14 protein-coding genes are annotated in these 13406 nt (G+C 58.7%); 7 read left to right on the plus strand and 7 right to left on the minus strand.

Annotated features, from left to right (window positions below):
• Window positions 1–107: 107 nt before the first annotated feature.
• A complete protein-coding gene (locus tag ACFWW2_RS14490; RefSeq protein WP_393928939.1) occupies window positions 108–1289 on the plus strand; it encodes an ammonium transporter in 1182 nt (393 codons plus the stop codon).
• On the opposite strand, the gene ACFWW2_RS14495 is transcribed toward ACFWW2_RS14490, so the two are convergent.
• Together ACFWW2_RS14495 and ACFWW2_RS14500 are read right to left on the minus strand one after the other, a co-directional pair.
• Window positions 1279–2643: an MmgE/PrpD family protein gene (locus ACFWW2_RS14495; RefSeq protein WP_393928941.1), complete on the minus strand. Its 1365-nt coding sequence runs from the start codon at window positions 2641–2643 to the stop codon at window positions 1279–1281. The genes ACFWW2_RS14490 and ACFWW2_RS14495 overlap by 11 nt on opposite strands.
• The gene (locus tag ACFWW2_RS14500) at window positions 2643–3086 is read right to left on the minus strand and encodes a type II toxin-antitoxin system RatA family toxin (protein WP_393929415.1); all 444 of its coding nucleotides are present in this window, start codon (window positions 3084–3086) and stop codon (window positions 2643–2645) included. The genes ACFWW2_RS14495 and ACFWW2_RS14500 overlap by 1 nt, the downstream gene beginning before the upstream one ends.
• Window positions 3087–3170: 84 nt before the next feature.
• Here ACFWW2_RS14500 and hpt point away from each other — a divergent pair, with 84 nt between their 5' ends.
• The 3 genes from hpt (at window position 3171) to ACFWW2_RS14515 (ending at window position 5232) form a co-directional block, all read left to right on the plus strand.
• Window positions 3171–3719, plus strand: coding sequence for a hypoxanthine phosphoribosyltransferase (gene hpt, locus ACFWW2_RS14505; protein ID WP_393928943.1), 549 nt, complete (start codon window positions 3171–3173; stop codon window positions 3717–3719).
• 150 nt (window positions 3720–3869) lie between these two features.
• A complete protein-coding gene (locus ACFWW2_RS14510) occupies window positions 3870–4346 on the plus strand; it encodes a c-type cytochrome (RefSeq protein ID WP_393928945.1) in 477 nt (158 codons plus the stop codon).
• A gap of 34 nt (window positions 4347–4380) precedes the next feature.
• Window positions 4381–5232, plus strand: coding sequence for a c-type cytochrome (locus tag ACFWW2_RS14515; protein WP_393929417.1), 852 nt, complete (start codon window positions 4381–4383; stop codon window positions 5230–5232).
• 3 nt (window positions 5233–5235) lie between these two features.
• On the opposite strand, the gene lipA is transcribed toward ACFWW2_RS14515, so the two are convergent.
• Window positions 5236–6195: a lipoyl synthase gene (lipA, locus tag ACFWW2_RS14520; protein WP_393928947.1), complete on the minus strand. Its 960-nt coding sequence runs from the start codon at window positions 6193–6195 to the stop codon at window positions 5236–5238.
• Between the two features lie 154 nt (window positions 6196–6349).
• Window positions 6350–7471, minus strand: coding sequence for a DUF6456 domain-containing protein (locus ACFWW2_RS14525; RefSeq protein ID WP_393928950.1), 1122 nt, complete (start codon window positions 7469–7471; stop codon window positions 6350–6352).
• Between the two features lie 247 nt (window positions 7472–7718).
• Between ACFWW2_RS14525 and ACFWW2_RS14530 the strand changes: the two genes are divergently transcribed.
• On the plus strand, window positions 7719–8015 hold the full coding sequence (locus tag ACFWW2_RS14530) for a DUF6477 family protein (protein ID WP_393928952.1): 297 nt from the start codon (window positions 7719–7721) through the stop codon (window positions 8013–8015).
• On the opposite strand, the gene ACFWW2_RS14535 is transcribed toward ACFWW2_RS14530, so the two are convergent.
• Window positions 8008–9558: a trimethylamine methyltransferase family protein gene (locus ACFWW2_RS14535; RefSeq protein WP_393928954.1), complete on the minus strand. Its 1551-nt coding sequence runs from the start codon at window positions 9556–9558 to the stop codon at window positions 8008–8010. The genes ACFWW2_RS14530 and ACFWW2_RS14535 overlap by 8 nt on opposite strands.
• A 138-nt stretch (window positions 9559–9696) precedes the next feature.
• Here ACFWW2_RS14535 and guaA point away from each other — a divergent pair, with 138 nt between their 5' ends.
• A complete protein-coding gene (guaA, locus tag ACFWW2_RS14540) occupies window positions 9697–11256 on the plus strand; it encodes a glutamine-hydrolyzing GMP synthase (protein ID WP_393928956.1) in 1560 nt (519 codons plus the stop codon).
• A 31-nt stretch (window positions 11257–11287) separates the two neighbouring features.
• On the opposite strand, the gene ACFWW2_RS14545 is transcribed toward guaA, so the two are convergent.
• Window positions 11288–11962, minus strand: coding sequence for a YrbL family protein (locus ACFWW2_RS14545; RefSeq protein ID WP_393928958.1), 675 nt, complete (start codon window positions 11960–11962; stop codon window positions 11288–11290).
• Window positions 11963–12086: 124 nt separating this feature from the next.
• Entirely contained in the window at window positions 12087–12695 is a 609-nt protein-coding gene (locus ACFWW2_RS14550) for a hypothetical protein (protein WP_393929433.1), read from the minus strand.
• On the opposite strand from ACFWW2_RS14550, the gene ACFWW2_RS14555 reads away from it, so the two are divergent.
• On the plus strand, window positions 12598–13374 hold the full coding sequence (locus tag ACFWW2_RS14555; RefSeq protein WP_393928960.1) for a YdcF family protein: 777 nt from the start codon (window positions 12598–12600) through the stop codon (window positions 13372–13374). The genes ACFWW2_RS14550 and ACFWW2_RS14555 overlap by 98 nt on opposite strands.
• Window positions 13375–13406: the final 32 nt, after the last annotated feature.

A 13406-nucleotide genomic window follows, 5' to 3' on the forward strand; every position in this document is an offset into this window, starting at 1 on the left:
AATTGCCGCAAAGATAAGCACACCGGGCCACACCCGCCACTTTTCCAAGCATTCCGAATCCGCCCTAACCCCCGCACGGGATACCCCAATGACGGAGGGAAGGGACAATGAACGGAGCGGATACCGCGTGGATCCTCGTGGCCACGGCGCTTGTTTTATTCATGACACTGCCGGGTCTGGCACTGTTTTACGGCGGGCTGGTGCGCGCCCGCAACGTGCTCACCGTTTTCATGCATTGCTATGCCATCGCCTGTCTGATGAGCATTCTGTGGTTCGCATTCGGCTATTCCATCGCCTTCGGGTCCGGTGAAACCGGGTTCTGGGGCGGGCTGGACAAGATGTTCCTTGCCGGCATCGATGCCGACACGCTGTCAGGCACGCTGCCGGAAGTCCTGTTCTTTGCCTTCCAGATGACATTCGCCATTATCACCCCTGCCCTGATCGTGGGCGCCTATGTCGAACGGATCGGGTTCGGCTTTGTGTTGCTTTTCTCATCGCTTTGGATGCTGCTCTGCTACGCGCCTGTTGTGCATTGGGTTTGGGGTGGCGGCATGCTGGCCGATGACGGAATCTTCGGTGCAACCGGGGTGAGGGACTTCGCGGGTGGTATCGTCGTTCACGAAACCGCTGGCCTCGCCGCCCTGATCCTCGCGATCTTCCTTGGTGCCCGCCGCGATCCGTCCAAGCCGCCGCATAACCCCGGCATGGTCATGATCGGGGCTGCCATGCTGTGGGTTGGTTGGTTCGGCTTCAACGGCGGCAGCCAGCTCGCCGCAGATGGCGGTGCGGCGATGGCGATCACCGTCACGCATATCTCTGCCGCTGCCGGATCACTCACATGGGCGCTGTGGGAACGGGTGAAGTTCGGCAAATCATCCCTTGTCGGCATGGTCACCGGCACCATCGCAGGCCTTGCGTCCATCACGCCTGCCTCCGGCTTTGTCGGCCCGGTCGAGGCGCTGATCATCGGCTCCATCGCCGGTATCCTCTGTCAGGAGGCCGTCGTGCTGATCCGCAACGTGTTCAAGATCGATGACACGCTTGACGTTTTCGCTGTCCACGGTGTCGGCGGTATCTTCGGCACGATCATGATCGCGGCCTTCGGCGCCGGTGCATGGGCGGCCCAGCTTGGCGCGCTTGTCATCGTGGGTGTCTACACGATCGTCATCACCACCGTGCTGATCTTTGCCTGCCGTCTGGTCACATCCCTGCGGGTCGATCACGAAACAGAGGTGAACGGCCTCGACCTCAGCGTGCATGGCGAACGCGCTTACGAGTTCAACTCATAAACCCGTCCAGCGTTTGTCGCGCGATATCAATGCTCTCGGACCTGTCTATCAGGTCCGGGGCACCCAGCAGATCAACGTAGGCCGACAGGCTGTCACCGTTGACCGCACCCCACAGCCGGTCAGCATGATCCGCACCAACCAACGCGCGCCCCTTGTGGCGCAGCTTGCTTTCTAATTCCTGCACAGGCACCGGTGCGGCCAGATCTTGAAACGCCTGCCGCTCACCCCCATCCGCCATCGTGACCACCACCCGCGCCTGCATTTCGGTCAGGGTGTCGTCCTCCACGACCTGCACACGCTGCCGCAAAACCGTCAGCACGGAATGGGTCGCAATGTCATCACTGAATGACTGAATTGCACCCGTATCCACGCCCGCCAGCGTCATCGCGGCGGTCTGGGCATAGCTGAACTTTGCCTCCAACCCGGTCTGCGGGGCCGGTTTGTTGCAGACCGACATCCAGCGCGGATGGGTGGCAATCTGCACCTGCGCGACCTTTGCGGGATCAAGCTGCAACGATCCCAACGCCTCCAGCATGGCATGCAGCCCATGACAACAGGCATGGTATTTGTAGCTGACCGATTTCATGCGCCACTCATCGCCCAACCCGTCAAGGGCCGCCGCATTGGCATGCCCGTGATGGGTCGCGCCAAACCCCAACGGCCCGCCCAACCCATGATCCGCCGATGTCAGGCCCGCCACCGCCCATAACGCGGCCTCGACCCCCGCCTCTGCTGCCAGCCCAGCATTCAGTGGCTTGCCCATGGTCCCGAACTGCGACTTCAGACCGGCCGCGCGGGTCGTCGCAAGACCAAGCCCTGCCACGATCCTGTCGCGTGGCGCGTCCATCAAGCGCAGGCTCGCCAAGGCAGCACCAAAGGCACCCGACGTCGCGGTCTGATGAAAACCCACCTGATAATGATCGCGGCCCAGCCACGTCCCCACCCGCACTGCGGCTTCGGAGCCGATCAATGCTGCATCGACAAACTCCGCCATGGTCCGGCCCTGCGCCTGCGCGGTGGCCAGTGCGGCAGGCACAACCGCGACGCTCGTATGGCCGATATGGTCAAAATGCGTATCATCATAATCCAGCGCGTGACTGATCGCGCCGTTAATCAGTGCCGCCCGTGCTGCTGGCAGCTTGGTCCCGCCAATAACCGTTGCCTGCTCCAGACCGCCCTCAAACCGGCCCTTTCGCAGCAATATTTTGGCCACCGGCTCGGTCTGCCCGGCCAGGGCACAAACCGTCCAATCAAAGATCGAAAGTCGCATGATCCGGCGCGCATGATCATCCAGAATATTGGTCGTCGCAAAGCGGGCAAGCCGATCCTCGATCTGCATTCCCGGCGCGCCCATCAGCCATAAAGCTCCGCGGCGCGGCGTTCAAATGACCGGACAACCCGCTGCATCGCCTCGTTGAAAAACATCGTCGCGGCACCCTGCAGCAACCTGTTACGGAATTCAAAGTCGACATAGAACGACACTTCACACCCGCCCTCTATATCCTTGAAATTCCATTCACTTTCCATATGGCGGAACGGCCCGTCCAGATACTCCGTCCCGATCTTTTTCTGCGCGGGCCACAGGGTGACACGGCTGCCGAATGTCTCGCGAAACACCTTGAAGGAAATGACCAGATCAGCCAGCATCACCTGTTTTTCACCCTCCTCGGTCACACTGCGAATGCGGGCAGCGGCGGTCCACGGCAGAAACTTGGGGTAATCGGCCACATCGGCGACCAGATCGTACATTTGCTGCGCTGAATAAGGCAGCGTCTTGGTCTCGGAATGGGTCGGCATCAACAGGCTTTCACGGGTGACTTCACCACTGGATGTCGTAAACTCCGCCCGAAAAATCAACCCACTAACGCGCGAGATGTCCACATGCCGCACAGACCTTATGTCATCGACGAAATGATCAGCGCCAAATCCATCGCGGCCCGGATCGAGGATCTTGCTAAAGAGATTCAGACCGAATTTGCCCAAACGGACAAGCTGGTCGTCGTCGGTCTGTTGCGCGGATCATTCGTGTTTATCGCCGACCTGGTGCGCGAACTTGACCTCCCGGTCGAGGTCGACTTTCTTGAGGCCTCGTCATATGGCGACGCCATGGAAAGCAGTCGAGAAGTGCGCATTTTCAAGGACTTGCGCGGACAGATTGAAGGCCGCGACGTCCTTGTCGTCGAAGATATCATCGACACCGGGCACACGCTGAGCCATGTCAGCCATTATCTTCAGACCAAACATCCCGCGCGGCTTCGCTCCATTGCCCTGCTCGATAAACCCGCACGACGCGAGGTTGATTTTCGGGCGGATTGGACCGGCTTTGAAATCCCCGATGAGTTTGTTGTGGGCTATGGGATCGATTTTGCCCAACGCAACCGGAATCTCCCCTTTATAGGAAAGGTGCGGTTCACCGACGAAACCGCCTGAGACCCGGGGGCCACCCTTCCCGCCCTCTTCACAGGTTACGGAAACAGGTGATCCGTGCGCTGACGCACCATTTTTGTGCATATTTTTTGAGCACGCATCTTCGGCCAATCAGGTTTACCCTAGGTCACGCACCAACAAGGGAGAACCCCAATGATAATCGGTCGCAACGCAATTCTCACGATCACAACACTTGCTGTGCTTGGCAGCGCCGCCCTCGCCGGCGGTCACCTCAGTGGGGATCAGGAAAAAGCCATGAAAGTCCGCAACGGTCACATGCAGCTTTATTCCTTCAACCTCGGCATTCTGGGGGCAATGGCGCAGGACAAGGCACCATATGATGCCGCCGCTGCGGCAACCGCTGCCGCCAACCTCGCCGCTGTGGCCGGCATCAGCCAGGATGGCTATTGGGTCGAGGGTACCGATACCAGCGTCGAGGGCAGCCGCGCCAAGCCTGAAATCTGGACCGATTTCGCGGGGTTCGAGCAGGACAATGCCGATCTTGGGACAGCAACGGTGGCACTTGCCGCTGTCGCCGGAGATGGCCTTGATGCCCTAAAGGGCGCATTTGGACCGGTCGGCAAGGCTTGTGGCGCATGTCACGAAGACTATCGCGCGCCACGCGAATGACTTCGTGAAAGCATTACGCTGGATCATTCTGGCCATGATTGCAGGACTGGGCGTGGGGTGGTTCATCACACGGCCGGTGCCACTGCCAGCTGCTGCCATTGACGGGCTTGCGGGCGATCCTGTTAATGGTGAAACCATCTTTGCCGCCGCGGGCTGTGGCTCCTGCCACAGCGCACCGGAAGGGGACCCACTGATCCTTGCCGGGGGGCGCACATTCCCGTCCGATTTCGGCAGCTTCATCGCGCCCAATATCTCGCCCGATCCGGTGCATGGTATTGGCGCATGGTCCGATCTGGACCTTGCCAGCGCGATCACACGGGGCGTGTCACCGGGCGGGGCGCATTATTATCCCGCCTTCCCCTACAGCGCCTATAACAAGGCGGAACTGGCCGATATCGTCGACCTGATAGCCTATCTGCGCACCCTGCCCCCGTCCACTGAACCGTCGCAGACGCACGATGTGGGCTTTCCGTTCAACATCCGGGCAACGCTTGGGGGCTGGAAGCTGCTGTTTCTCAGCGACGACTGGGCGCTATCCGATACAACAACACCCGAAATCTCGCGCGGGCGCTATCTGGTCGAGGCATTGGGCCATTGCACCGAATGCCACACCGAACGCAACGCGCTGGGTGGTCTGAAACGCAACCGTTGGCTTGCTGGCGCGCCCAACCCGTCCGGCGAGGGGCGCATTCCAAACATCACACCGGTCGGATTGGACTGGTCAGAAGGCGAAATCGCTGAATACCTCAAAAGCGGGTTTACGCCCGACTTCGACACCGCTGGCGGGGAAATGACCGCCGTGATCAGGAATACAAGCCAATTGACCGATGCCGACAGGGCCGCCATCGCGGCCTATCTGAAGGCTATCCCCGGGGTTGGCGAATAAGGATCAGACGGCGCCCAGCTTTTTCAGACGAGCTTCGCGCAACCGCGCAAAATCCTCACCCGCGTGGTAAGATGACCGTGTCAGAGGCGTGGCAGACACCATCAGGAAACCCTTGCCATAAGCCGCCTTTTCATAAGACGCGAACTCCTCGGGTGTCACGAAGCGATCTACTTTGTGGTGCTTTGGCGTTGGCTGCAGATACTGACCAATCGTCAAAAAATCGATGTCAGCGGCACGCATGTCTTCCATCACCTGGATAACGGCCTGACGATCCTCTCCCAGTCCCACCATGATGCCCGACTTGGTGAACATTGATGGATCAAGCTCTTTCACCCGCTGCAGCAGACGCAGGGAATGGAAATAGCGCGCGCCGGGGCGCACTTCCGGGTAAAGGCCCGGAACCGTCTCAAGGTTGTGATTGAACACATCCGGTTTGGCCTTCACCACGACCTCAAGAACCGCCGGGTCGCAACGAATAAAGTCAGGGGTCAAAATCTCGATGGTGGTGCCGGGCGACTGGCGGCGGACAGCGCGGATGGTTTGGGCAAAATGCTCCGCCCCGCCATCTTCGACATCATCGCGATCCACCGAGGTGATGACAACGTGGTTCAAACCCAGTTTCTTAACCGCATCCGCCACGCGACCGGGCTCAAAAACATCCAGCGCTTCGGGTGGCTTACCGGTGGCGATGTTGCAGAATGTGCAGGCGCGGGTGCAAACCTCGCCCATAATCATCATGGTGGCGTGACCTTGCGACCAGCATTCGCCCACATTGGGGCATCCCGCCTCTTCGCAAACGGTCACCAGCTTGTGCTCGCGCATGATATCGCGCGTCGCTTTATATCCTTCAGAGGTCGGTGCCTTGACCCTGATCCAATCCGGTTTCTTCGGCTGCGGCGCATCAGGGCGACGCTGCTTTTCCGGATGACGTTGGGCTGGAATCTTCAGGTCGCGCGGTGGCATCGGATACTCCAATTATCTTGCCCCTACGTAGTCTCAGCCGCGTAAATTGTCCAATCATCTTGGGTCCATGCATGGCGGCACTGCGCCGGATGCATAAGAAAACATATCACTCGTTAACGCACGCGATACAATTACCGCGTGTACATTCCTTGGCCTATCCGATCATCGGACCAAACTGGCCATGTGTTTCTTCATAATGACGCTTGAGCCGCTGCAGTGCGATGCGCAGGACAATCTTGCCGGACCGGGCCGACCATCCCATCTTCTTCTCGGTCTGCTCCAGACCTTCTAGAAAACAGCAGCACCGTAGGACGACATCACCCAGGCCCGGCCCCAGATCGGACAAAGCGCCCTTGACCCGGGCGCGCGCCGCGACCGATCCTGGCGGGCCATCAACCTTGATCTCGACAACATCGCCAGACATGAAACAATCCCAGCTTTCAACCGGCTCCATCCCGACCTGCGCCAGTTCGTAGTCTTCACGCAGACGCTCACCGGCAGCCACCAGATCACGCTTCAGAAACGGCTGGCCATCGCGGTCCTTTCTGCGGGCCAACCCGACCAACGGGCTTTCGGTTGCATAATAGCGTGCAGGCTGGCGGACGACGCCTTCGATCTCCGCCAGGTCCCAACTGGCATCACTGTCAAAACGGCTGCGCTTCTCTGCAAAACCGCTCGCGCGGTTCTCCTCTTCGGCGGTCAGGCGACGCAGCGCCATACGGCCCGTATTCGTAATAAAATAACGCGAAAGCCGCTGCCCCGGATCAGGGCAGCTGATCCAATCCTTCAACGCCATCGCCTGAGCAATCTCACGATCAACAACCGCTGTGCGCAATTGTTCACCCTCTCCGGTCTCGCGGACGACAACGGATGTTTCCATCTCGCGGGCGACGGCCAACACCGCGCCCTGCTCACACAGACGGCGCAAAACCCGTTTTGCCTCCTGATCAATCCGGGCTTGCGTTAAACCGGCGGCCTGCGTTGGCTCGCCTTTCCAGCACTCAATATTCATTTGTCCCTTTTCCCTTTTGTGGTCAACATCACGTGCGGAGACCGTGGTCGAAAGGGATTTGAGAGCAGCATCAATCAACGGATCATCACGCCTGCCTTCAAACCGGCGGACCTGACGTAAGACCGTGGATGGATGGCAGTCGCTAGCGCGGGCCAGTGCCCGGATCGAAAGGCCAGCTTCAGTATGTACCAGATAATGGCGGGCAGCATCAGGTACCCATTGCGGAAGCCTTTCGGACCGAACCGGTCCTGGTCGTGCAGTCATGTCACTCGTCCCCTCACCGAAAGTCCCAATACGCAAGAGCAAAACGCCGACTTAGTCAGCGCGTCAACGATTCAACCTAAGCGTGTTTGGTTACTCAAATGTTAACGGCTTGTTTCGTCCGTCAACTATTCTTTCGAAAAGATAAACATTTCTGACCGGTGCGCGCTTAACTAATAGCGTTTCCGCAACACCCGCTAAACATGTGTCAATCTTCACCGACTCACCCGAGTAAAGGAAGATTTACAAAATGTTCGATATCCATACAAGACTGGCCACGCTGAAACGTCCGCAACTTCTGGCACGCGCTGCGCGCTTCGGGGTCGACGATTACCGCAGAAACGTCCACCTGCGCCGCCTTCTGGATTGCGATGATCTGCCACGTCACGCGCAGGCGCTGATGCAACTCTTTGATATAGAGAACGAAATGAACGATGCCCGCCTGGCAAAGTCCGGCAACTATTCACCCGCCCGCCATGTAGAGGTGCTGATCGCCATTGCTGGTGAAGGTCGCCTTTTGCAGATGACAGCCCTTAGGCTTACGTGAAGGCATCCGGCATACTGGCCTTCTTTTCGGCGACATAAGCCCGCAGCTGCGCCTCGATTTCTGGATCCAACGCGGGCTGCTGATAAGTGTCCAACATGCGTTTGACCCGGACCGTGGCAAGGGCCTGGGTGTCACGCTCACCCTCTTCAGCCCATGTCTCGAAGGGCTTATAGTCAAACAGGTCAGACCGCCAGAACGCCAATTTGAAGTTAGCCTGCGTATGCGCGCAGCCCAGATAATGACCACCCGGACCCACCTCTTCAATGGCATCCATCGCCTGCGCGTTTTCCGAGATATCCACCCCCTTGGCAAAATGATGCAGCGTCCCAAGCTGATCGGCATCCATCACGAACTTCTCGAACGATGCCACAAGCCCGCCTTCCAGCCAGCCGCAGGAATGCAGCATAAAGTTGACACCGGCCAGCAACCCCATCTGCAGGCTGTTGGCGGTCTCATAGGCGGCCTGCGCATCGGGCAGTTTTGAGCCACAAAATGACCCGGCCGATCGGTATGGAAGTCCCATCCGGCGCGCCAGTTGACCAGCGCCATAAGTGATATGGCTGGCCTCTGGCGTGCCGAATGTCGGCGCACCCGAGTTCATATCAATCGACGTCACAAATGCGCCAAAGATCACCGGGGCGCCCGGGCGGATCAACTGGCTATAGGCTACACCGGCCATCACCTCGGCCAGCACTTGCGTCAGCGTTCCGGCAACCGAAACAGGGGCCATCGCCCCGCCCACAATAAACGGGCTGATGATCGACGCCTGATTATTTTTCGCAAACACCTCCAACGCGCCCATCATGACGTTATCGAATGTCAGGGGGGAGTTGATGTTAATCAGCGAAGTCATCACCGTGTTGTCCTGTACGAACTCCTTGCCAAACAGAATCTCGCACATCTCGACCGAATCCTGCGCCCGGCTGGGCTCGGTCACCGCCCCCATGAACGGCTTGTCGGAATAGATCATATGGGTCAGCAGCATATCCAGATGCCGCTTGTTCACCGGCACATCCGTTGGCTCGCAAACCGTGCCACCTGAATGGTGCAACCATTTCGACATATAGGCCAGCTTCACGAATTTCTCGAAATCAGCCATCGTCGCATAGCGGCGGCCACCTTCGGCATCGCGCACAAATGGTGGGCCATAAACGGGGGCCAGCACCATATTCCTGCCACCAATCACCACGTTACGCTCTGGATTGCGGGCATGTTGGGTGAATTCTGACGGGGCCGTCGCACACAGCTTGCGTGCCAAGCCCCGCGGAATACGCACACGCTCGCCATCAATATCAGCGCCCGCCTCCTTCCAGCGGACCAGCGCTTCGGGGTTTTCGACGAAGTTTACACCAATCTCGGCCAGCACCGTCTCAGCATTCGCCTCGATGACCTCCAGCGCTTCTTCGGTCAGCACCTCGTAATTGGGCACATTCCGTTCGATGTACTTTGCCGTCTCAACACTGACCGCCGTCCGCTCTGCCCGGCGCGCCGCACCGCCGCCGCCGCGTGCTCTGCGTCCTGATTTCACCGGTGCGTCCGACATCTCACTACCCCGCTCGTAAATGGTGAGGCATCAATACCCCGGCACATCGCAACACCTCACCAAGTTTGCGCCACTTGGCGCGCAAAAGCGACATCGGCCTCTCTTGCGCCGCCAAGCAGAGCGGATATAGAGGCCAACATGGAACAAAGCACCCACGAACGCCTTCTGATCGTCGATTTCGGCAGCCAGGTCACCCAGTTGATCGCCCGGCGCCTGCGCGAACTGAATGTCTATTGCGAGATTCACCCCTATCAGAATGTCACGGACGATTTTCTGGCCGATTTCGCCCCCAAAGCGGTCATCCTGTCAGGCGGCCCTGACAGTGTGACCCGCACAGGATCGCCGCGCGCGCCTGACAGCCTGTTCGACATGGGAATACCTGTGCTCGGTATTTGTTACGGCCAGCAAACCATGATGCAGCAACTGGGCGGCAAGGTGGTCCGTGGCCACGGCACCGCCGAATTTGGGCGGGCCTATGTCAAACCCGGAGGCAAGCTCTCCCTCCTCGACGGCTGGTTTCAGACGGATAAAGAACAAGTCTGGATGAGCCATGGCGATCATGTCTCTGAAATTGCACCGGGATTCGAGGTTTACGGCACCTCGCCCAACGCCCCCTTCGCCATCACCGCCGACATCGCCCGCAACTTCTACGCCGTCCAATTCCACCCCGAGGTGCACCACACCCCGAACGGCGCCAAGCTCTATGAAAACTTCGTGCGGCTCGCCGGATTCACCGGGGACTGGACCATGGGCGCCTACCGCGAAGAAGCGATCCGCCTGATCAAGGAACAGGTGGGCGACAAACAGGTGATCTGCGCGCTATCCGGCGGCGTCGACTCATCCGTCGCCGCTGCTCTGATCCATGAAGCCGTGGGCGACCAACTCACCTGTGTCTTCGTCGACCACGGCTTGCTGCGCCAGAACGAGGCCGAAGAAGTTGTGGGCATGTTCCGCGACCACATGAACCTGCACGTCATCCATGCCGAAGAACAAGAGCTGTTTCTGGGCGAACTCGAAGGCGTCAGCGACCCCGAAACCAAGCGCAAGATCATCGGCAAGCTCTTCATCGACGTCTTCCAGAAATACGCCAACGGGATCGAAGGTGCCGAATTTCTGGCCCAAGGCACGCTCTACCCCGATGTGATCGAAAGCGTCAGTTTCTCCGGCGGGCCATCCGTCACGATCAAGTCGCACCACAATGTGGGTGGCCTGCCTGAAAAGATGGGGCTCAAACTGGTCGAACCGCTTCGCGAGCTTTTCAAGGACGAAGTGCGCGCGCTGGGTCGCGAACTTGGTCTGCCTGCGTCATTCATCGGGCGCCACCCCTTCCCCGGCCCCGGCCTTGCAATCCGCTGTCCGGGTGAAATCACCCGCGAGAAGCTGGACATCCTGCGCAAGGCCGACGCGATCTATATCGACCAGATACGCAAACATCGGCTGTATGATGAAATCTGGCAGGCCTTCGTCGCCATCCTGCCGGTACGTACCGTCGGTGTCATGGGGGACGGCCGTACCTACGACTATGCCTGCGCCCTGCGCGCGGTCACGTCGGTCGATGGCATGACAGCGGATTACTACCCGTTCAGCCACGACTTCCTTGGCGAAACCGCCACTCGGATCATCAACGAGGTGCAGGGGATCAACCGTGTGACCTACGACATCACCAGCAAACCACCAGGCACGATTGAGTGGGAATAATGCAGCGGTAGCGCTTGGCGCTGGTAGCCTTTCAGACCAAATCACTCAATCCAAACGCAAAACGTTCCGGATCAAAATGTATGCCCAAACTGCGGGCCACCTTGGTCATGCGGTAGCGCAACTGGTGCTTTCTCGACTTTTGGAAATAGGTGCGCACCGGGACGACATGGATGTCCCCAAACCCGTCGACAGCAAGAAACTTTTCCTGACCGCCGCGCATACCAAGAACGATATTCGCAGCACTGATATCATTGGTCGGCATCTCCCAGTCCAGCAAAAGCTGCACAAATTCATTCAGCAATTTCAACCGGCCTTCGGTCAATCGACCGTCCCGGTAAATACTGGCAAGCGTGGGGCCAAGGCTTTCGCCATCCAACGAGACCTTTTCGGCCACTTGGACAATCCCGATGCTTGATTGTGCAAAACCATATAATCTGCTGACAGGGATATCCTCCAGATTTCGGTTGGCTGACAGGCAGCAATCAACGTAAGCCTTGTATTCTTTCCGCACGATACGATCCGCCAAAGACGGAAACATCTTCATGGAGTTTCCCTTGAGGTTATTTTTCAAGTCACGGCTCTGCGGCGGTTTTTGTTTCTTGAAAACAAAGGACGGATAAAGCTCCGAGCAATAGATCCATCGCTCGCCACCTTCGGCAACAATGTCGGCGTCAGTCAGGGTGAGGTCTGAAAAATCAAAGGCCATGCGTCATATTCATCCTGTTAGATTAACGGCCGCCACCGCATGTAAATTGTCCAAAAAACTTCGCATTTATTGGAAAGATTGCGGCAAGATCACTCAACCCGACGCCCCAACAAAATCACCGCGCCTACGGTTTCAGCGCTGCCAACAAAAGATCTGCCGAAAACTCTCCTGGCGCGCAAGCCGCCAGATCACCGCCCTGCCCCAACTGAAACCACTCATCGCGCGCGGCCAACCCTATGCTGACCTCTGGACCGATGCGTAACGGATCCCGGCCCCAATGGGTTCCTGCAAAAGGTTCCTCTGTCATCCAATCGGTCAACCGTGCATCCGGCAACCCAGCGCGGGCCAACAAAAACCCGGCGATACAATCCACCTGACGCGCCACCAATCCGCGCAACATCTGCTCTTCGCCAGCCCGCGACCGGATCTGAGCCAGCGCAAGATCCGCGACACCATGCTTTACTTGCACTGCATGACCGTAGGCATGGGCCACAAGATAACCGGCTTCGGGCAACGCAGCCGCCGCATCGGTCACAAAGATCACATTACGTGTGGCGCAATAGGCCACCTGATTATTCACATGCGCATCAGCGCCGCACTGACCCTCAATCGCATCAACGCGCGCCACACGCGGCATGCCGTCAAATGCTACGCGCGCAGCGGCAGCCACGTCCGCTACCGGATCGGCACAAATCGGGCCAGCCAGACACATCAATGCCAGAACAAAGCGCATTGCCTTCTCCCAAAGTTTTCAGGACCATAGCGGCCAAAGATCGAAAGGGGAACCAATCCGCACACTGATCCGTATCCTGACGACGGGGGCTGCCCTTCTGGGTCTGACTGCCCTTTCTACCATCGGCTTCACACTCACCCATCAGGACACCGAAACGCCCGCAGATGTCATCGTCGTCATCGGTGCCCGCATGTCGGCAAATGGCAAACTGCACCGCGAAAGTCTGACCCGTGTCGACAAAGGTGTCGCACTCTTCACCGCAAACCTCGCCCCGCGGATCCACTTCAGCGGCGGTCGGGCCACACCGGACGGTCCAAGTGCGGGTGCCCAGATGGCCCGGCATGCCATGGCTCAGGGGATTCCGGCGGCTGCAATCAGCATCGAAGAACGCTCCCTCTCGACCCTGCAAAATGCGCTGTTTTCAAAGCCGATGCTGGCCGACGCACAATCCATCCTGCTCGTCACCGAAGCTTTCCATCTGCCACGCGCCAAAGCCGGCTTCTGGTGGATGGGATACGACAATATCCAGACAGCCCATTCCGGGCGCTTCCGCAGGGCACCGGACAACACAATCAGCCTGACTATGATCGGGCGCGAAACGCTGGCGGTCTGGTTCAATCTGGGCCGTGCGATCCTCTGGTCCGCGACCGGTCGTCGGCATGACGACATCCTGCAATAAGGGTTGCAAATCGGGCCTGCCAAGGCACTACT

This window comes from Yoonia sp. R2-816 (assembly GCF_046762905.1).
In the GTDB taxonomy this organism is placed as follows: domain Bacteria; phylum Pseudomonadota; class Alphaproteobacteria; order Rhodobacterales; family Rhodobacteraceae; genus Yoonia.

Bases quoted from the DNA above. Each gene is read 5' to 3' on its own strand.
- ACFWW2_RS14490 (WP_393928939.1), top strand. From the start codon at position 108: ATGAACGGAGCGGATACCGCGTGGATCCTCGTGGCCACGGCGCTTGTT.
- ACFWW2_RS14495 (WP_393928941.1), bottom strand. From the start codon at position 2,643: ATGGGCGCGCCGGGAATGCAGATCGAGGATCGGCTTGCCCGCTTTGCG.
- ACFWW2_RS14500 (WP_393929415.1), bottom strand. From the start codon at position 3,086: ATGCCGACCCATTCCGAGACCAAGACGCTGCCTTATTCAGCGCAGCAA.
- hpt (WP_393928943.1), top strand. From the start codon at position 3,171: ATGCCGCACAGACCTTATGTCATCGACGAAATGATCAGCGCCAAATCC.
- ACFWW2_RS14510 (WP_393928945.1), top strand. From the start codon at position 3,870: ATGATAATCGGTCGCAACGCAATTCTCACGATCACAACACTTGCTGTG.
- ACFWW2_RS14515 (WP_393929417.1), top strand. From the start codon at position 4,381: ATGATTGCAGGACTGGGCGTGGGGTGGTTCATCACACGGCCGGTGCCA.
- lipA (WP_393928947.1), bottom strand. From the start codon at position 6,195: ATGCCACCGCGCGACCTGAAGATTCCAGCCCAACGTCATCCGGAAAAG.
- ACFWW2_RS14525 (WP_393928950.1), bottom strand. From the start codon at position 7,471: ATGACTGCACGACCAGGACCGGTTCGGTCCGAAAGGCTTCCGCAATGG.
- ACFWW2_RS14530 (WP_393928952.1), top strand. From the start codon at position 7,719: ATGTTCGATATCCATACAAGACTGGCCACGCTGAAACGTCCGCAACTT.
- ACFWW2_RS14535 (WP_393928954.1), bottom strand. From the start codon at position 9,558: ATGTCGGACGCACCGGTGAAATCAGGACGCAGAGCACGCGGCGGCGGC.
- guaA (WP_393928956.1), top strand. From the start codon at position 9,697: ATGGAACAAAGCACCCACGAACGCCTTCTGATCGTCGATTTCGGCAGC.
- ACFWW2_RS14545 (WP_393928958.1), bottom strand. From the start codon at position 11,962: ATGGCCTTTGATTTTTCAGACCTCACCCTGACTGACGCCGACATTGTT.
- ACFWW2_RS14555 (WP_393928960.1), top strand. From the start codon at position 12,598: ATGCCGTCAAATGCTACGCGCGCAGCGGCAGCCACGTCCGCTACCGGA.
- ACFWW2_RS14550 (WP_393929433.1), bottom strand. From the start codon at position 12,695: ATGCGCTTTGTTCTGGCATTGATGTGTCTGGCTGGCCCGATTTGTGCC.